Raw genomic sequence first — 15707 nt, forward strand, 5'->3', positions numbered from 1 at the left:
GGGCTTTTTTACATGGCAGAGAGTAAGACTACCAAAAAAGAAGCAACAATGACACTTGATAAGAAAGTCAAGGAAGTTGTTAAGGAAGTTAAGAAAGACAAACAAATTACTGAAAAAGAATTTACTGCTCAACTAATTAAGCCATATGATCTTCAAGGAAAAGCAGTAGATCAACTAGTTCAAGAATTTGAAGACAATGGAATTAGTATTGTCGATGAAAATGGTGAACCTTCAAAATTAGCTTTAAAGAAACAAAAAGATGTTGAAAAAGCTGAATTGAAAGATATGTCTGCACCTTCAAGTGTAAGAATGAATGACCCAGTGCGGATGTACTTAAAGGAAATTGGGCGTGTTTCATTGCTAAATGCGGACCAAGAAATTGCTTTAGCCAAGCGAATTGAAACAGGCGATGAAGAAGCTAAACAAGAATTAGCAGAAGCTAACTTGCGTTTGGTTGTTTCTATTGCCAAGCGTTATGTTGGTCGTGGAATGTCTTTCCTAGACTTGATTCAAGAAGGTAATATGGGCTTAATGAAAGCCGTTGACAAGTTCGATTATCGTCTAGGATTTAAGTTCTCAACTTATGCAACTTGGTGGATTAGACAAGCAATTACGCGTGCAATTGCTGACCAAGCTAGAACTATTCGTATTCCAGTTCATATGGTTGAAACTATCAATAAGTTGATCAGAATTCAAAGACAACTTTTACAAGATTTAGGTAGAGAACCGACTCCAGAAGAAATTGGTGCTGAAATGGATATGCCAACTGATAAGGTTCGTGAGATCTTGAAGATTGCTCAAGAACCTGTTTCTCTTGAAACTCCAATTGGTGAAGAAGATGATTCTCACTTAGGTGACTTTATCGAAGATAAAGATGCAACTAGTCCTGAACAACATGCTTCTTACGAACTATTGAAGGAACAACTGGAGGAAGTTCTTGATACTTTAACTGACCGTGAAGAAAATGTGTTGCGTTTACGTTTCGGTCTAGATGATGGACGTACTCGTACTCTTGAAGAAGTTGGTAAGGTATTTGGAGTAACTCGTGAACGTATCAGACAGATTGAAGCTAAAGCTTTGCGTAAGTTACGTCACCCAAGTCGTTCAAACCAATTGAAAGATTTCTTAGACTAGAATAATAAATTCAAATGATTGAAAAGCCTTGTAGCAATTACAGTATTGCCACAAGGCTTTTTTAGTATAAAGAAGATGTATGGTAGTATATATAAATTTAATATACTTACCTATTGTAACTGATTTAAAGTAAGCCTATAATACAAACAGTTACTTACTTTTAGGAAAGAAGGGAAAATATGAGTTGGGCAATTATTCAACAAAGTTTGCCACAATTTATCAAAGGATTTCAAGTAACAGTATGGATGTCCTTTGTTGGAATTATTGGAGCGATGGTGGTTGGGCTCTGTTGTAGCCTGATTCAATATTTTCATGTTCCCATAATTGATAAGATTACAAGTGCATATGTTGAACTTGCAAGAAATACGCCGCTATTGATTCAGCTTTTCTTTTTATACTATGCTTTTCCAGTAATTGGATTAAAGATGAGCGCAGTAACTTGTGGCTTGATTGGGTTAGTATTTTTAGGTGGAGCTTATATGGCAGAAGGCTTTACGGGAGGATTTGATGGAATTAGTAAAAATCAAATTGAGTCTGGTGAAGCGATTGGAATGTCAAAATGGCAATTAGCGCGCTATGTGGTTTTTCCTCAAGGATTTGCGCTTAGTGTTCCAGCTATTGCAGCGAATATAATTTTCTTAATTAAGGAAACATCTATTTTTTCTGTAATTGCTATTCCTGAATTAACGAATACAGCCTTAGACTTGATTGGATTATATTACCATTCAAATGAATATTTGTTTGTTTTAGTAATTGCATATGCAATAATTCTTATTCCGTTATCTTTACTGTTAACTTGGCTTGAAAGGAGAGTACGTTATGGGACATTCGGGGATTAATGTTTTATTTGAAGGAAGAAACTTTACCCGTTTGTTAGGCGGGCTCTGGACAAGTGTTTGGATTGCAGTACTTTCTTTAATAATCGGATTAGCACTTGGAGCTTTATTCGGCGTTTTAAGAACTTCTAAGAGTCGACTTGTGAAAGTAATATTTAGACTATATTTAGAGTTTTTCCGGATAGTTCCGACAGTAGTTTTATTATTCTTGTTCTACTATATTTTACCAAGACAATTTAATTTAAACTGGCCTGCTTCAGTCATGGCAGTAATTGCATTTTCACTGTGGGTTTCAGCTGAATTTAGTGATATTGTTCGCGGAGCTTTAATATCAGTACCAAAGATTCAAAAAGAATCAGGTTTAGCCTTGGGATTAAATAAGTGGCAATTATTTATTTATGTTTTACTGCCGCAAGCTTTTCAATTAGAACTACCAGCAACAATAAATTTAGCAACAAGAGTGATTAAAACTACGTCTCTATTAATGATGATTAGTGTAATGGATGTAATCAACGTTGGACAACAAATCGTTGAAGCAAATAATCAAACTAATCCAAACGGTGTTTTTTGGGTATATGGATTGATTTTCTTCTTGTACTTCATTGTTGATTATCCTCTATCACTATGGGCAAAGCGATTAAACAAGAGAAGTGAGGCGTAATATATGGCTGAAAAAATATTAGAAGTTGAAAATTTAAACAAGTTTTATGGAGATAAACAAGTACTTGATGATATTTCTTTCTATTTAAATAGGGGAGAAGTGTTAACCTTGCTTGGTCCATCAGGTTCTGGAAAGAGTACATTGTTACGCTGTTTAAATGGTCTAGAAGAATTCAAAAATGGGACTATTGTCTTTGAAGGAAAGAAAATTATTCCCAATGCCAAAAATTGGCAACAAATTCGTCAAAAGATTGGAATGGTCTTTCAGAGTTATGATCTTTTCCCAAATATGACTGTAATGGAAAATATCTTGCTTGGTCCAGTCAAAGTGCAGAAACGGTCAAAGGCCGAAGTTGAGCAAGAGGCCAAAGCATTGTTAAAGAGAGTGCACTTGGAGCAATATGCAGATTCTTATCCACGTCAGTTATCTGGGGGACAAAAACAAAGAATTGCAATTATTCGAGCTTTAGCACTTCATCCTGACTTAATGTTATTTGACGAAGTTACTGCCTCACTTGATCCAGAAATGGTTAGAGGCGTTTTGGAATTGATTAGGCAATTATCTGATGATGACCATATGACAATGATTATTGTTACCCACGAGATGAATTTTGCTAAACAAATTGCGGATCAAGTTTTGTTCTTAGAAAATGGAAAAATCGTTGAAAATACCCCTGGGAAAGAATTTTTTGAACATCCAAAAACAAAGAGAGCAGAAGAATTTTTAGAGAGTATGGAATTTTAGGAGAGTAAAAAATGAAATATAAATTTATTAAAAAGTTAATTGCGGCAGTTGGAATTTTAGCAGTTGGAGCTGTTGCATTAACTGCATGCTCAAATAGCTCAAGTAGTAGCAATTCAAGCAACAATCCTAGTTCAGTTGCCGCTATTAAGAAACGTGGTACTTTGAAAGTCGCTGTCTTTGGTGATTTACCTCCATATGGTTGGGTAAATAAAGATGGTAAGCGAGTTGGATATGACGTTCGTTTAGCTCGAGAATTAGCTAAGGAAATGGGAGTTAAGGTTAAGTTTGTTCAAGTGAATGCTAATAACCGTGTTGATACTTTGAATGCTAATAAGGCTGACCTTGTTTTAGCTAATTTCACTGTTACTTCAGAAAGAAAACAAGTGGTAGATTTTGCTAAACCATATATGAAGGTGTCAGTTGGTGTTGTTTCACCAAAATCTAAGCCAATTACTAATGTGAACCAATTAAAGGGTAAGAAAGTTATCGTAACTAAGGGTACCACTGCTGAAAACTACTTTACCAGCAAGCAACCAGATGTTGATCTTTTGAAGTTTGATTCTAAGACTCAACAATTTAATGCAATGAAGAATGGTCGTGCTGCCGCTTTAGCAGACGATAATTCATACTTGTATGCTTGGGCAAAGAACAATCCTAAGTATACTGTTGGAATTAAGCACTTAGGACCAAACTCATACATTGCTCCTGCAGTTAAGAAGGGTAACAAGTCACTTCTCGATTGGACTAACAAGCACATTAATAAACTTAATAAGGATGGATTCTTTGTAAATGATTACAACCAAGAATTGAAGCCTTACTTTGGTGATGATGTTAAGCCATCTGATATTATTATGAATAAATAAATTGATTTTAAAGCAACAGAAGTTTAATTGATCTTCTGTTGCTTTTTTTGTTAAAAATATTTTCAAGTAAGTTTTAAGATATCTATGCTAAAATTTTTAATAAGAGGTGAGAGTGTGTTAGAAGAAAGACTAGCTCAAATTGGTAAAATGGTAGATCCTGAAAGCCGATTGGCTGATATTGGTACCGATCATGCATATTTGCCAATTGCATTAGTAAAAGAAGGAAAAATAGATTTTGCGATTGCAAGCGACGTTGCTGCAGGTCCTTTGAATAATGCAAAACAAGATATTGAACAAGCAGGTTTAGAAGATAAAATTGAAACAAGATTAGGATCAGGCTTAGAGACTTTAAAGGCTGAAGATCGAATTGATACCGTAGTAATTGCGGGAATGGGCGGAAAGCTGATGACTAATCTTTTAGAAACGGCTTATCAAGAAGGTAAAAAGTATCCAACCTTAATTTTGGAAGCTAATATTGGTGAACCATTAGTAAGAAAGTGGTTGATGGATCATCAATATGAAATTGTTGCTGAGCAAATTATTGAGGTGGCTGGCCATATTTATGAAATAATTAAGGCAGAAATTAAGACAAACAAGCCTAATTTATCTGATCAGGAATTAGCCTTTGGTCCATTTTTATTAAAAGAGAAGAATTCTATTTTTATTAAGAAGTGGACTAATCAACTTAGATACTATAAAAATTTAAAGGCTAATTTGAATAAGGCTAAAAATAAAGATGAGGATAAGATCAATAAAATAAATGACCTAATTAAAATGATTGAGGAAGTGTTGAAATGACAAAAGTAGCAGACGTTGTAAAACGGTTAAGAGAAGATTTTCCAGAAGAAATTGCTTCTGAAGGTGATCCAGTTGGAATGCAAATTGGATCGATGGATGCTGAAGTTACGACAGTAATGACTACCTTAGATGTGCGCCCTGAGGTGGTAGATGAAGCAATTGAGAATGGCGTTGACTTGATCATTAGTCACCACCCGGTAATGTTCAGACCAGCAAAAAACTTAGACTTTTCTGATCCTCAAAATGCAATGTATGGCAAACTGATTGCAAATGGGATTGCTGTGTACTCAATTCACACCAATTCTGATAAAGCTCAAAATGGATCAGCAGACTGGCAAGCAGAGGAGCTTGGACTAAAGGATGTTGAACCTTTTGCTTTAGATTCAGATGGAATTGCGATTGGTAGAAAAGGTAAACTGCCTAAAGAAATGACTGCTGAAGACTTTGCATACTATGTCAAAGATAAGATGCATATTAAAATGGCGCGGTTAATTACAGCAGATAATGATAAGCTAATTTCAACTGTTGCCTTTATTTGTGGCGATGGTGGTAAATTTTGGCGTCAAGCTTTAGTCGATGGCGTTGACGCATTTATCACAGGGGACGTTTACTATCATGTTGGTCATGATATGATCTCAAGTGGCTTAACCGTAGTTGATCCAGGCCACTATACTGAAAAGCTTTTTAAGTATAAAGTTGGAGATCGCCTTGAAAAGTGGAATAAGGATTATAATTGGAATGTCGCTATAGTAATTTCAAAAGTGTCGACTAATCCGTTTCAGGATTTATTTTAGGAGGAATTAAAATGACTGAATATCCAAATTTATTACCTAGGTTTTTAAAGTACGTTAAAGTAAATTCTAGATCTGATGAGCATTCAGATCGTTTTCCATCAACTGAAAGAGAGGAAAATTTTCAAAAGAATGTAATTATGAAAGACCTAGAAGAATTAGGTCTTAAAGATGTTCATTATAATCAAAAAAGCGGCTGTGTAATTGCTACTATTCCATCAAATATTGATTATAAAGTGCCAACATTTGGCTTGTTAGCACACTGTGATACAGCTGACTTTAATTCAGTTGACGTGAAACCACAAATTACTGAAAATTATGACGGTAAATCCAAGATTCAATTAGGTAATAGCGAATTTTACTTAGATCCTGAAGTCTTTCCGCATTTAAAAAATTATAAGGGTCAAACTATTATTTCAGCTTCTGGCGATACTTTACTTGGTGGGGATGACAAGTGTGGTATTTCAGAACTTATGACCTTTGCGGAATACTTGATGGAACATCCTGAAGAAAAACACGGTGAAATTAAATTAGCCTTTACTCCAGATGAAGAAATTGGAACTGGAGCAGAACACTTTGATGTTGAAGAATTTGGAGCAGATTTTGCTTATACAGTTGATGGCGAAGCACCAGGAAAACTTGACTGGGGTACGTTCTCAGCAGCTCAATTTGGTTTGGATATTCAGGGAGTTAATGTTCACCCAGCGGTTGCTAAGGGACAAATGATTAATGCCATTCAGGTTGGAATTGATTTTCATAATCAATTACCTGAACATGATCGTCCAGAACATACCGATGGTCGTGAAGGGTTCTTCCACTTAATGAATTTTGATGGAACAGTTGACTCAGCTCATATGGACTACATTATTCGTGATTTTGAACGCGATGGACTTGAAAGAAGAAAGAATCTGGTTAAAGACATCGTTAAGAAGATGAATGATGAATTTGGTACTGAGCGAATTAAGCTTAAGATGTGGGATCAGTACTACAATATGGCTGATGAATTAGAAAAGCATATGGAAATTGTTGATTTAGCTAGAGATGCTTATAAGGCTGAGGGGCTTACCGTTAATGAAGATCCAGTTCGTGGCGGTACTGATGGTTCACAATTGACTTATATGGGCTTACCTTGTCCAAATCTTTTTGCTGGTGAAGAAAACATGCATGGTAGATATGAATATACTGTATTAGAAAGTATGTGGAAAGCTGTGGATGTTTTGCGTAAGATTAATCAATTGAATGTTGAAAGAAACAAGAAATAAATAGTTAGTGAAACATTTTTTAACTATTTTTGATTAAATTTATTAACTTTTACTTTCTTTTGATGTTAGATAAATACTTTTATATCAACATTTATAAATTAACTAAAAATTAAAAATAGTTTTGCACTGATACTATTAATTTGATAAATAGTAGGTAGAATGCTTGAAATATAAGTATTCTATCTGCTATTTTTTTATTAAAAAATACAATTTTTAAATTGTGAAACAAAAATATAGCTTGTATTTAAAAATGGATGTTGGTATTATATTAGTGTAATAGACAAACCATACACTAGTGAAGAAGGTGTAAAGATTGCAATTCCAAGATAATATTCCAATTTATGTTCAAATTGAAAAGTATCTTTACCTACAAATCGCTCTGGGCAAAATAAAGCCAGGAGAGAAAGTTCCTTCAGTTCGGCAATTAGCCGTTGATCTAACTGTAAATGTAAATACTGTTCAACGAGCACTTAACCAAATGAATACTGAAGGTATTCTTGAAGTTCGAAGAGGACTAGGATCATTCGTTACAACGGATACAGAGTTGATTTTACAAAAGCGTAGAGAGCTAATTAAGGACACAATGAGCGAATTTTTAGAAAGTACAGCACAATTGGGCCTAACTCCAGAAAAGACGCTTGAGGAGCTTAAAAAGTTCATAGAAGAGAAGAAGGGGGATTAAAATGAGTAAACTACTTGAGGTAAAAGGATTAACATATCGCAAAAATTTAAAAACTATTCTTGAAGATGTAAATTTAGACGTTGATTCTGGTAAGATTATTGCGCTTTTGGGTGAAAATGGTGCCGGTAAGACTACTTTGATGAGAGTGATTGTAGGAATTGCCAAACATTATCAAGGAGAAGTACTTCTTAATGGCGATGGCAGTGAAGTTTACCGCAAAGCTAATATCGGAATGACCGATAATTTAAAAGGTTTAAGCGATTCTACTAAGGTTGGCGAAGTAGAAGAATTTTATCAAAAATTATTTGTTGATTTTGATAGTAGTAAATTTGAACAGCTGCGTTCATTTATGAAACTCAACAACGATATGAAGTTAGGACAATTATCACGTGGTATGCGCGAAAAGCTTGAAATTGCGTTAACTTTGAGTCGAGAAGCAAAGTTATACTTACTTGATGAACCGTTTTCTGGAATTGATCCAATGGCTAGAAAAAGAATTATTAACTCAATCCTACTTTGGAAGAGTCCAGATAGCACTATTGTTATTTCTGATCATTTCGTAAATGAAATTACGACGATTTTAGATGAAGTTGTAATTGTAAAAGATAAGAAAATCGCCAGTCATCTCTCAGCAGATGATATTAGAGCAAAGGGACATAGTATTGAAGAATACTATGAAAGCTTATATGCAGATGAAGGAGCTGAATAAACATGACTACTTTTAAAGCATTATTTAATCAAATGGGTAAAAAGAAACGTCGCAGCGTTTATTTACTGGCTCTCTTGCAATTGGTAGCAGGTTCAGTTTTTGCACTTTGGGCACTATTTTCAAATGGCGGCGCATTTTCTAATCAAGCTAAACCAATAGCCTGGTTTGTAATGGTCTTCACTTTTGCTCCTTTTGCAGATATGGCTTATGTAGTGCTTTCTGCTTGGCAGAATGAAAAGGAATATAGTTCGCAAACTTGGCGTTTGGTTCCAGTTTCATCTAGTAAGTTTTACTTAGCTAATATTTTATCAGCTATTGTTAACGGACTTTACTTAGTTTTAATCCAAATTGGAATGGGAATTGTTACCTTTTTACCAGCATTAATAAGTAACGATGTAAGAACTAATATATGGGAAATTAATCAAGCTATCTCTAAGGCAAGTCATGCAGGTGACTTTTGGCAAAAGCTCTCTGATTCATTTCCGATTGGAGAAATGCTAAGTGCATTATTGGCATTTTTATTATTTGCAATTTTAGTTTATAGCATTGTAACAACACTTAATCTTTCAAGTAGAACAATCACTGATTTCCTTCCTGATAAGCATAGTAAGTTAATTCGTTTCGTGATTATGATCGTGTTGATTTTTATCTTTATTGTATTAACAAACAATTTAGGCAGTTTACTAAATCAATTACGTTGGGGCGAAACAAGTAATGGGCTAGTTGCATTTGCTGAAGGTAATTTAATGATGGCCTTAATTGATATTATCTTAGGTTCAATTAATATCTGGCTTTTGAAGGACTTCCATGAGGGAAAGTAGGGATGCCTAATGACGTCTTTTTCATCAATATTTAAAGAATTAACTAAAAATAAGGTACGACTAGTTCGGCGTCTTGTATTTTTACAAATAGTAGTTGGTATTCTGCTTGGTTTTTGGGCACTTTTTTATTCTGCTTTTGAAGGCGAAAGTAAGGCATATTTCCTAATTTCGTTTATTACTATTACTCCTTTGTTTGATGTGGCTTACTTATTTCTATCAAGTAGAAAAAATGAACAAGTTTATGCATCTCAGACTTGGCGTTTAGCACCAATCAAAGAAAGTACCTTGCTACTTGCAAATTTATTTTCTGCAATTGTTGATGGCTTATATTTAGTAGTTATTCAATTAGCAATGATATTAATTGCAGGTTTACCAATAATTGGCACAAACGAGTTTTGGAAAACAACATTTAAGAATTTCGGCTCCATTGGTGAAGGAAAGTTATGGCAAGATATCCATATAACAGATTTGATTTCAGTTATTGTTTTGCTGATTTTAATTGGAATTTTTATTTATCTTGCGGTTAGTTTAATTAACTTTACTGGGAAAATAGTTAGCGATTTCTTGCCAGAAAAGATAAGCAGACTAGTTTACTTTCTTGTAGTTGTTTCGTTAACTTGCATCGGATTAATATTCTTAATTAATGTTTATTGGTTCGTCATGAATTCAGTGACAGGATTTTTACAAAATGGGATGTTTTTAACAACTTTAGGTAAAGATGCTATTGACGTTAGGTCTGATCTAACTGATAATTATCTGACCATGGCAGTTGTTTTAGCAGTTGATATAATTTTGATTGCAATTAATGTCGTACTTCTGCGTAAGTATCATGAAGCGAAGATATAAGAAAAAGGAATAAGATTTTGAAAATTTGTTTTCAAAACCCTATTCCTTTTTTTGCTGCTAGTAATTTTAAATTAAGAATTAGCTTGAATATAGTCTAGAACTTGTTCAGCTTCTTCCATTGTGTACTTAGCTTCACCAGACTTCATAGCATGTAGTTTTTCAACTGAGAGGTGACTTGAAAAAGCAAGTGCAGTATCATTTACATTATTCTTAACTTCAAATTCGATAATTGCATCAGATAATTCTTCAGGACTCATATTTAATTCTTCACACTTTCTAAAAAATCTATTTAAACCATTTTATTTGGTCAAATGGGAAATACCGTAATTTAACTTCACCAACAATATCTTGTTTCTTAATAAATCCAATCATTCTTGAATCTTTTGAAACATTTCGATGATCACCCATTACAAAATAACAATTCTTGGGTACCCGTTTAACATGATAAAGTTGCTGAAGACTAAAATTATTAGTATATAACTGACCTTTAGCAAGCTTTTTCTTGTATTTTGTTAAGTATGGCTCTTTAATTGGCTTCCCATTAATATACATTACATCATTTTTTGATTTGATGCTGTCACCAGGCACTCCGATAATTCTTTTAATGTAAAGTGCACCTGGTTCATCCGGGGCACGAAGAATTACGATATCTCCACGCGACAGTTTCGAATGCCTTACTGCAATAATACGATCATTATTTTCAAAGGTTGGCTGCATTGATGGTCCAGTAATAGTTTCATTAGCAAGTAAGACTCGAAATACAAATATATACAATCCGAAAATTACAATTGCTAAAATAAATACCTGTAGGAGCCAGTGACCAAAAGATTCAGCCGGTTCTGTTTTATGTTTTGACATATTTTTTGCTCCTTATTGTTTACATCATCTTTATTATACCTGTTTTTATTGATTTTGAATGGTAAAATCATTTCGTAAGGAATAGATAAAATGAAAAAATATCAAATTAAGCTTAATAATTTAGATAAAGAATTAAATTATGTACCCCTCCATGAACAAGTTAATATAATTAATGATACGATTACAGAGCTAGAAAAAGGAAAGATTTTGCAAAAAGCACCAAATTCACTTGGCTTTTTACCTGATAGCTTGGATATAATGATAGATAATGTTAAAAGCAGAGAAAAGGTACAAGAAGCTAATAATTTACTTAATAACTTCCGCAGTTTTCTTTCAAGAGAATATGGAATTTGGTCTTTGCCAAATTTAGAAACGGCGAGGTTGATTAAAGAGCAATATCATGTACAGACTAGTTTAGAAATTATGGCTGGAAATGCTTATTGGTCAAAGGCTTTGAACGAAGTTGGAGTAGACGCAATTGCAAGTGATTCCTTTTCATGGGCAAAAAGCTCAACTACAGGTAAAATTCCAATTTTTGAAACTGAGAACATGGATGCTCTAAGTGCGATTAAGAAGCATCCTGATGTGGATTTAATCCTTTGCTCTTGGGCGCCTAATTTTGGAGAAGATGATTTAGAGATTTTAGATCTGTACCGCAGTCTTAAACATCAGCCAGTTTTACTTTTTATTGGTGAAAAGTTCGGAGCAACTAATTCTACTTCTTTTTGGTGTGAAGCAAAAACTAGAACTAATAAAAAAATCAATCGTAGTTTCCAAAGTTTCGATTTTATACACGAAGAGGTTTTTGAAGTAAAATAATGAAAATTAAACGACTTATTCTTCTAGTAATTTCTTTTTTAGCTTTTTTGGGATTGGGGATAATTTTATCTCGCCAGCAATCCCAAAGGGCTGATCAAGTTCTAAATAATAATGGTTTATCGAGTACATACTATGTTTTTAAGCCAAAAAGAAAACATAATGTTAAGCAATTATTGACTCATGTTGATAAAAATTTTTCTCACGATAAGGTGCAGATTCACTTTGAATCGGATTATATTCCAGATCGCGTTTTAATTTGGGCCAACTATAATTTGAAAAGTCAGCCTTTAGCTAAAGGAAGTTCACGCTATTTTAATAAAAAAGACTTTGAAGGCTCAATTCCATTTGCCGTAATTTCAGCAGATACGAGAAGTAAGGTTGTAACTCTACAAAATAATCATTATCTTAAAGAAAATAATAGTTACGTTACTATTATTGGCGAACTAAAGAAAAACAATGAAAGTCAAAATGGACAAGCTGTTTACTATCTTTCAACGGGAATTAATCAACCAACTGCTAAAGAATCAATCACGAACTATCGCGTAGTAGTCGATGGCCTGAATAAAAATGATGTCAATAGTTTACATCACTATCTAGGAGGTAGTATGAAGGTTGTGGACTTTAGCAAGACATATAACAAGCAACACGGCATTAGTCCAACTAAAAAGTTAGTTGGGGCAATTGTATGCGTTGTAATTGCTCTTGCAGTTGCTGTAATCGCTGCTATTTTTGCTGAAAATCCGGTAAACTTAAAGTTTGTTCCTAAGAAAATTGGTGCTCACTTATTAGCTGATTCAGGCTTGCGATTCTTTTTAGCTAATGGATTAATTGCCGTTTTAACTACCTTAGGTTTACAAACTTGGCGATTTTATTCTAATCATAGCCAACTTTACATTTTATTTTCAATCGTCTTTGTAATGCAGATTATAACTTACGTATTGATGCTACTTTTAATAAAAATTAAGAAGGAAAAATAATGTCATTACCAGTTGAATTTATTGAAAAATATCAAAACTTGCTTGGAGAAGAAAGTAGTAAATTCTTTGCAGCAATCGATGGTGCAAGTAAAAAGGGGTTTCGTTTAAATCCACTGAAGAATAATTATCAAAAGGTTCACTATAGTCTTGATGAACCGATTGAATTTACTAAAGATGGCTATTATGGCGAAGTTTCTGGACGTGACAGCGAATGGACTGCTGGTTATGTTTATTCGCAAGATCCTTCAGCAATGTATCCAGCAGTTTCACTCGATGTAAAACCTGGCGAAAAAGTCCTAGATTTATGTGCAGCCCCTGGTGGTAAGTCAACTGCATTAGCAAGTATGTTAGGAGATAAGGGACTTTTAGTAGCTAATGAAATTTCAAAAAGTAGGGCTAAAGATCTACGAGAGAATTTGGAGCGCTGGGGAGCTACAAACGTTGTTGTGACAAATGAAAGTCCAGATCGGTTAGCTAAAAAATTACCACAGTTTTTTGATAAGATTTTGGTAGATGCACCTTGCTCTGGTGAAGGGATGTTTAGAAAAGATCCAGACGCAATGCAATATTGGTCGCCGGAGTATGTATTAACTTGCCAAGCCAGACAAAAGGAAATTTTGATTGAAGCAATGAAGATGTTAAAGCCAGGTGGAGAAATACTTTATTCTACTTGTACTTACTCGCCAGAAGAAGACGAAGAAATAGTTGCTTGGTTAGTTGAAAATTATAATTTAAAAATTGAGCCGATCAAATTATATCCCGGAATGTCTGTGGGTAGGCCAGAATGGACAAAATCTAAATTACCTGAGCTAAAAGATACTATTAGGCTTTGGTTTCAAGATGGAGTGGGTGAAGGACAGTTTGTAGCTCACTTAAAAAATACTGATCAACCACAGGAAGCTCCTCTTAAAGTTAAAAAGAGAAAAAAGAAGCACCAGAAAAAGAGCACTATTGCTCGTTTAAATAAGGATGAAATTGCAGTAGTTTTAAAGGTATTAGAAAATTTCGTTTTACCAGATAGCTTAGAAAATTGGCAAAAGCTTGTTTTACAAAGTAATGGCCACGTTTTTGTGCCTGCTATTGATCCACAGATGTTAACTGAGCTTCATGTCTTAAATAATGGTGTTGAATTAGGCTTGCTCAAGAAAAAGCGATTTGAGCCTAGTCATCAGCTAGCTGAAGTTTTAGGTCAAAAACAGCAAACGCAGTTGATTAATTTGGACAATAAAGCTGACTATGAACATTATTTGCATGGCGAAACTATAAAAGTGGACAGTAAATTACGTGGTTTTGTTTTAGTTGCATACCAGAATCATATTTTCAGTTTTGGAAAAATTGGAAATGATCAAATTCTAAAAAATTTCTATCCTAAAGGATTGAGAAAGTAAAAAAAGACTGACCAACTGGTCAGTCTTTTAAATTAGTCAATAAATTTAACGGCAGTTCCGTAAGCAACGACAGATTGCATATCGCCTGCGATAGAGCCTGAATCAAAACGCATCATAACTACAGCATCAGCGCCCATCTCTACGGCATTTTTACGAAGACGGTTAATAGCTTTGTCTCTTGATTCAACTAACATTGAAGTATAGGCTTTAATTTCGCCACCAACAATACTTTTTAAACCAGCACCCAAGTCTCGAAGGGCATTCTTGGACTGAGTAGTAACACCAAAAACTTCACCAATAATTTCGTATTTTTGATTAGGAATGGTTTCGGTAGTTGTCACTAGAAGTTGATTTGACATTTTAATTCCTCCTAAAAAATATTTTCTTAATTATACTGAAGCAAAGGCAGCAAGGCAATTATTTTTGTATAATTAAGAAAAAAGTAAGCATGCAGCTTACAATAGATAAAGGTGGTGAAATGATAAGTGCTCTTATCATTTTCAATTGTATTAGTTTTATTTTTACTAGCTTTGGGAACATTTATATGGGTTCTAACCCATGAAAGACGAAGCCTTTGGTCAGGAATGACATTAGTATGGACGATAATTACTTTTGGTCTCTTTACAGCGGTTAGTTTGATGATTGCTGCTGAAGTCTTTCCCCTTACGCATCAGTTTGTTCTAATTGTTTTCGTAATAATTTTGATGGCATTAATGTTTTTTATCTTTGCCTTTATTGCAACATTAATTATTATGTTTATTTACAATGGGATCAAAATTTTAATTCGAGAAGGTAATCGATGGACTAATTTTTTATCTTTGGCAATGGGGATTGGAATTATTTTTTATTTATTCCTATTTCCATTAGTGGGACGATTAACTCGCGATAGTTTTGGAACTTATCTTTATTTATTTGTTAATTTAACCATCATTTACTTGATTTTTATCATGATGATGTACACTTTAACTTCTTGGATTAATTTAATTAATTTCAAAACTAAGAAGCTAGACTATATTGTCGTTCTTGGAGCAGGGTTAATGGGTAAAAAGGTAACGCCATTACTTGCAGCAAGAATTAATCGCGGAATTGAGGTTTATCGTAATAATCCAGGATCGAAAATAATCATGTCAGGTGGACAAGGACCTGGAGAGGAGATTCCAGAAGCAGTTGCAATGGCAAAATACGCAGAAGAAAAAGGAATTTCTAAAGAGGATATTATTGTTGAAGATAAGTCGAAGACAACTAGACAAAATTTGGCTTTTTCACATAAATTAATGAAACCAAATTCGCGTTTTGCAATTGTAACAAATTCCTATCATGTATATCGTGCATTGGTCCTCGCTAAAAGAATGGGCTTAGATTGTACTGGCTACGGAGCCAAAACTAAGTGGTACTTTACTTTAAATGCATTTGTGCGTGAATTCATTGCATATCTAACAATTACTTGGCGCCTTCAATTAAGCGTAGTGATATGTATTGGTTTAGGAGTTTTAGGATTAGCATTATTGAGGCTGTAAA

General features: G+C 34.1%; 19 protein-coding genes. 16 read left to right on the plus strand and 3 right to left on the minus strand.

Annotation, left to right across the window (positions count from 1 at the left end; translation table 11 throughout):
* Positions 1–12 precede the first annotated feature (12 nt).
* The 12 genes from rpoD (at position 13) to QM512_RS02835 (ending at position 10147) form a co-directional block, all read left to right on the plus strand.
* The gene (rpoD, locus tag QM512_RS02780) at positions 13–1134 is read left to right on the plus strand and encodes an RNA polymerase sigma factor RpoD (RefSeq protein WP_282806000.1); all 1122 of its coding nucleotides are present in this window, start codon (positions 13–15) and stop codon (positions 1132–1134) included.
* Positions 1135–1313: 179 nt separating this feature from the next.
* Entirely contained in the window at positions 1314–1973 is a 660-nt protein-coding gene (locus QM512_RS02785; RefSeq protein WP_282806001.1) for an amino acid ABC transporter permease, read from the plus strand.
* A complete protein-coding gene (locus QM512_RS02790; RefSeq protein ID WP_144231258.1) occupies positions 1954–2631 on the plus strand; it encodes an amino acid ABC transporter permease in 678 nt (225 codons plus the stop codon). Before QM512_RS02785 ends, QM512_RS02790 begins: the two co-directional genes overlap by 20 nt.
* Positions 2632–2634: 3 nt before the next feature.
* Positions 2635–3375, plus strand: coding sequence for an amino acid ABC transporter ATP-binding protein (locus QM512_RS02795; protein WP_282806002.1), 741 nt, complete (start codon positions 2635–2637; stop codon positions 3373–3375).
* 11 nt (positions 3376–3386) lie between these two features.
* Positions 3387–4238 carry a transporter substrate-binding domain-containing protein gene (locus QM512_RS02800; RefSeq protein WP_282806003.1) on the plus strand — a complete coding sequence of 284 codons (852 nt, stop codon included), beginning with the start codon at positions 3387–3389 and terminating at the stop codon, positions 4236–4238.
* An 84-nt stretch (positions 4239–4322) separates the two neighbouring features.
* Complete coding sequence (locus QM512_RS02805; RefSeq protein WP_282806004.1) at positions 4323–5036, plus strand: tRNA (adenine(22)-N(1))-methyltransferase; 714 nt, start codon at positions 4323–4325, stop codon at positions 5034–5036.
* Positions 5033–5830: a Nif3-like dinuclear metal center hexameric protein gene (locus QM512_RS02810; protein ID WP_282806005.1), complete on the plus strand. Its 798-nt coding sequence runs from the start codon at positions 5033–5035 to the stop codon at positions 5828–5830. Before QM512_RS02805 ends, QM512_RS02810 begins: the two co-directional genes overlap by 4 nt.
* 11 nt (positions 5831–5841) lie before the next feature.
* The gene (gene pepT, locus QM512_RS02815) at positions 5842–7089 is read left to right on the plus strand and encodes a peptidase T (RefSeq protein ID WP_282806006.1); all 1248 of its coding nucleotides are present in this window, start codon (positions 5842–5844) and stop codon (positions 7087–7089) included.
* A gap of 313 nt (positions 7090–7402) precedes the next feature.
* Positions 7403–7771 (plus strand): GntR family transcriptional regulator, encoded by a 369-nt coding sequence (locus tag QM512_RS02820; RefSeq protein ID WP_282806007.1) that lies wholly within the window; start codon positions 7403–7405, stop codon positions 7769–7771.
* A 1-nt stretch (position 7772) separates the two neighbouring features.
* Entirely contained in the window at positions 7773–8480 is a 708-nt protein-coding gene (locus tag QM512_RS02825) for an ATP-binding cassette domain-containing protein (RefSeq protein WP_282806008.1), read from the plus strand.
* Between the two features lie 2 nt (positions 8481–8482).
* Positions 8483–9301, plus strand: coding sequence for an ABC transporter permease (locus QM512_RS02830; protein ID WP_282806009.1), 819 nt, complete (start codon positions 8483–8485; stop codon positions 9299–9301).
* 9 nt (positions 9302–9310) lie between these two features.
* Complete coding sequence (locus QM512_RS02835; RefSeq protein ID WP_282806010.1) at positions 9311–10147, plus strand: ABC transporter permease; 837 nt, start codon at positions 9311–9313, stop codon at positions 10145–10147.
* Between the two features lie 71 nt (positions 10148–10218).
* Here the strand turns inward: QM512_RS02835 and QM512_RS02840 are convergent, their stop codons facing one another.
* Both QM512_RS02840 and lepB read right to left on the minus strand, forming a co-directional pair.
* Positions 10219–10404 (minus strand): LBP_cg2779 family protein, encoded by a 186-nt coding sequence (locus tag QM512_RS02840; RefSeq protein WP_282806011.1) that lies wholly within the window; start codon positions 10402–10404, stop codon positions 10219–10221.
* A gap of 28 nt (positions 10405–10432) precedes the next feature.
* Positions 10433–11005 carry a signal peptidase I gene (gene lepB / locus QM512_RS02845; protein WP_282806012.1) on the minus strand — a complete coding sequence of 191 codons (573 nt, stop codon included), beginning with the start codon at positions 11003–11005 and terminating at the stop codon, positions 10433–10435.
* Positions 11006–11095: 90 nt separating this feature from the next.
* On the opposite strand from lepB, the gene QM512_RS02850 reads away from it, so the two are divergent.
* Genes QM512_RS02850 through QM512_RS02860 form a run of 3 tightly spaced genes read left to right on the plus strand, consistent with a single transcriptional unit; the run spans position 11096 to position 14189 of the window.
* Positions 11096–11824: an SAM-dependent methyltransferase gene (locus QM512_RS02850; RefSeq protein WP_282806013.1), complete on the plus strand. Its 729-nt coding sequence runs from the start codon at positions 11096–11098 to the stop codon at positions 11822–11824.
* Positions 11824–12801 (plus strand): hypothetical protein, encoded by a 978-nt coding sequence (locus QM512_RS02855; RefSeq protein WP_282806014.1) that lies wholly within the window; start codon positions 11824–11826, stop codon positions 12799–12801. Before QM512_RS02850 ends, QM512_RS02855 begins: the two co-directional genes overlap by 1 nt.
* Positions 12801–14189, plus strand: a complete 1389-nt coding sequence (locus tag QM512_RS02860; protein WP_282806015.1) for an RsmB/NOP family class I SAM-dependent RNA methyltransferase — start codon at positions 12801–12803, stop codon at positions 14187–14189. The genes QM512_RS02855 and QM512_RS02860 overlap by 1 nt, the downstream gene beginning before the upstream one ends.
* A gap of 32 nt (positions 14190–14221) precedes the next feature.
* Here the strand turns inward: QM512_RS02860 and QM512_RS02865 are convergent, their stop codons facing one another.
* Complete coding sequence (locus QM512_RS02865; RefSeq protein WP_282806016.1) at positions 14222–14548, minus strand: heavy metal-binding domain-containing protein; 327 nt, start codon at positions 14546–14548, stop codon at positions 14222–14224.
* A gap of 126 nt (positions 14549–14674) precedes the next feature.
* Between QM512_RS02865 and QM512_RS02870 the strand changes: the two genes are divergently transcribed.
* Entirely contained in the window at positions 14675–15706 is a 1032-nt protein-coding gene (locus tag QM512_RS02870) for a YdcF family protein (protein ID WP_282806017.1), read from the plus strand.
* Position 15707 lies beyond the last annotated feature (1 nt).

The sequence above is a fragment of the Lactobacillus isalae genome (assembly GCF_947539375.1).
Taxonomy (GTDB): Bacteria; Bacillota; Bacilli; order Lactobacillales; family Lactobacillaceae; genus Lactobacillus; species Lactobacillus isalae.

Coding starts and splice junctions, on each gene's coding strand:
- QM512_RS02865 (WP_282806016.1), bottom strand. CDS start 14,548: ATGTCAAATCAACTTCTAGTGACAACTACCGAAACCATTCCTAATCAA.
- QM512_RS02860 (WP_282806015.1), top strand. CDS start 12,801: ATGTCATTACCAGTTGAATTTATTGAAAAATATCAAAACTTGCTTGGA.
- QM512_RS02840 (WP_282806011.1), bottom strand. CDS start 10,404: ATGAGTCCTGAAGAATTATCTGATGCAATTATCGAATTTGAAGTTAAG.
- QM512_RS02855 (WP_282806014.1), top strand. CDS start 11,824: ATGAAAATTAAACGACTTATTCTTCTAGTAATTTCTTTTTTAGCTTTT.
- QM512_RS02830 (WP_282806009.1), top strand. CDS start 8,483: ATGACTACTTTTAAAGCATTATTTAATCAAATGGGTAAAAAGAAACGT.
- QM512_RS02790 (WP_144231258.1), top strand. CDS start 1,954: ATGGGACATTCGGGGATTAATGTTTTATTTGAAGGAAGAAACTTTACC.
- rpoD (WP_282806000.1), top strand. CDS start 13: ATGGCAGAGAGTAAGACTACCAAAAAAGAAGCAACAATGACACTTGAT.
- QM512_RS02835 (WP_282806010.1), top strand. CDS start 9,311: ATGACGTCTTTTTCATCAATATTTAAAGAATTAACTAAAAATAAGGTA.
- QM512_RS02785 (WP_282806001.1), top strand. CDS start 1,314: ATGAGTTGGGCAATTATTCAACAAAGTTTGCCACAATTTATCAAAGGA.
- QM512_RS02805 (WP_282806004.1), top strand. CDS start 4,323: ATGCTAAAATTTTTAATAAGAGGTGAGAGTGTGTTAGAAGAAAGACTA.
- QM512_RS02795 (WP_282806002.1), top strand. CDS start 2,635: ATGGCTGAAAAAATATTAGAAGTTGAAAATTTAAACAAGTTTTATGGA.
- QM512_RS02800 (WP_282806003.1), top strand. CDS start 3,387: ATGAAATATAAATTTATTAAAAAGTTAATTGCGGCAGTTGGAATTTTA.
- QM512_RS02825 (WP_282806008.1), top strand. CDS start 7,773: ATGAGTAAACTACTTGAGGTAAAAGGATTAACATATCGCAAAAATTTA.
- pepT (WP_282806006.1), top strand. CDS start 5,842: ATGACTGAATATCCAAATTTATTACCTAGGTTTTTAAAGTACGTTAAA.
- QM512_RS02810 (WP_282806005.1), top strand. CDS start 5,033: ATGACAAAAGTAGCAGACGTTGTAAAACGGTTAAGAGAAGATTTTCCA.
- lepB (WP_282806012.1), bottom strand. CDS start 11,005: ATGTCAAAACATAAAACAGAACCGGCTGAATCTTTTGGTCACTGGCTC.
- QM512_RS02850 (WP_282806013.1), top strand. CDS start 11,096: ATGAAAAAATATCAAATTAAGCTTAATAATTTAGATAAAGAATTAAAT.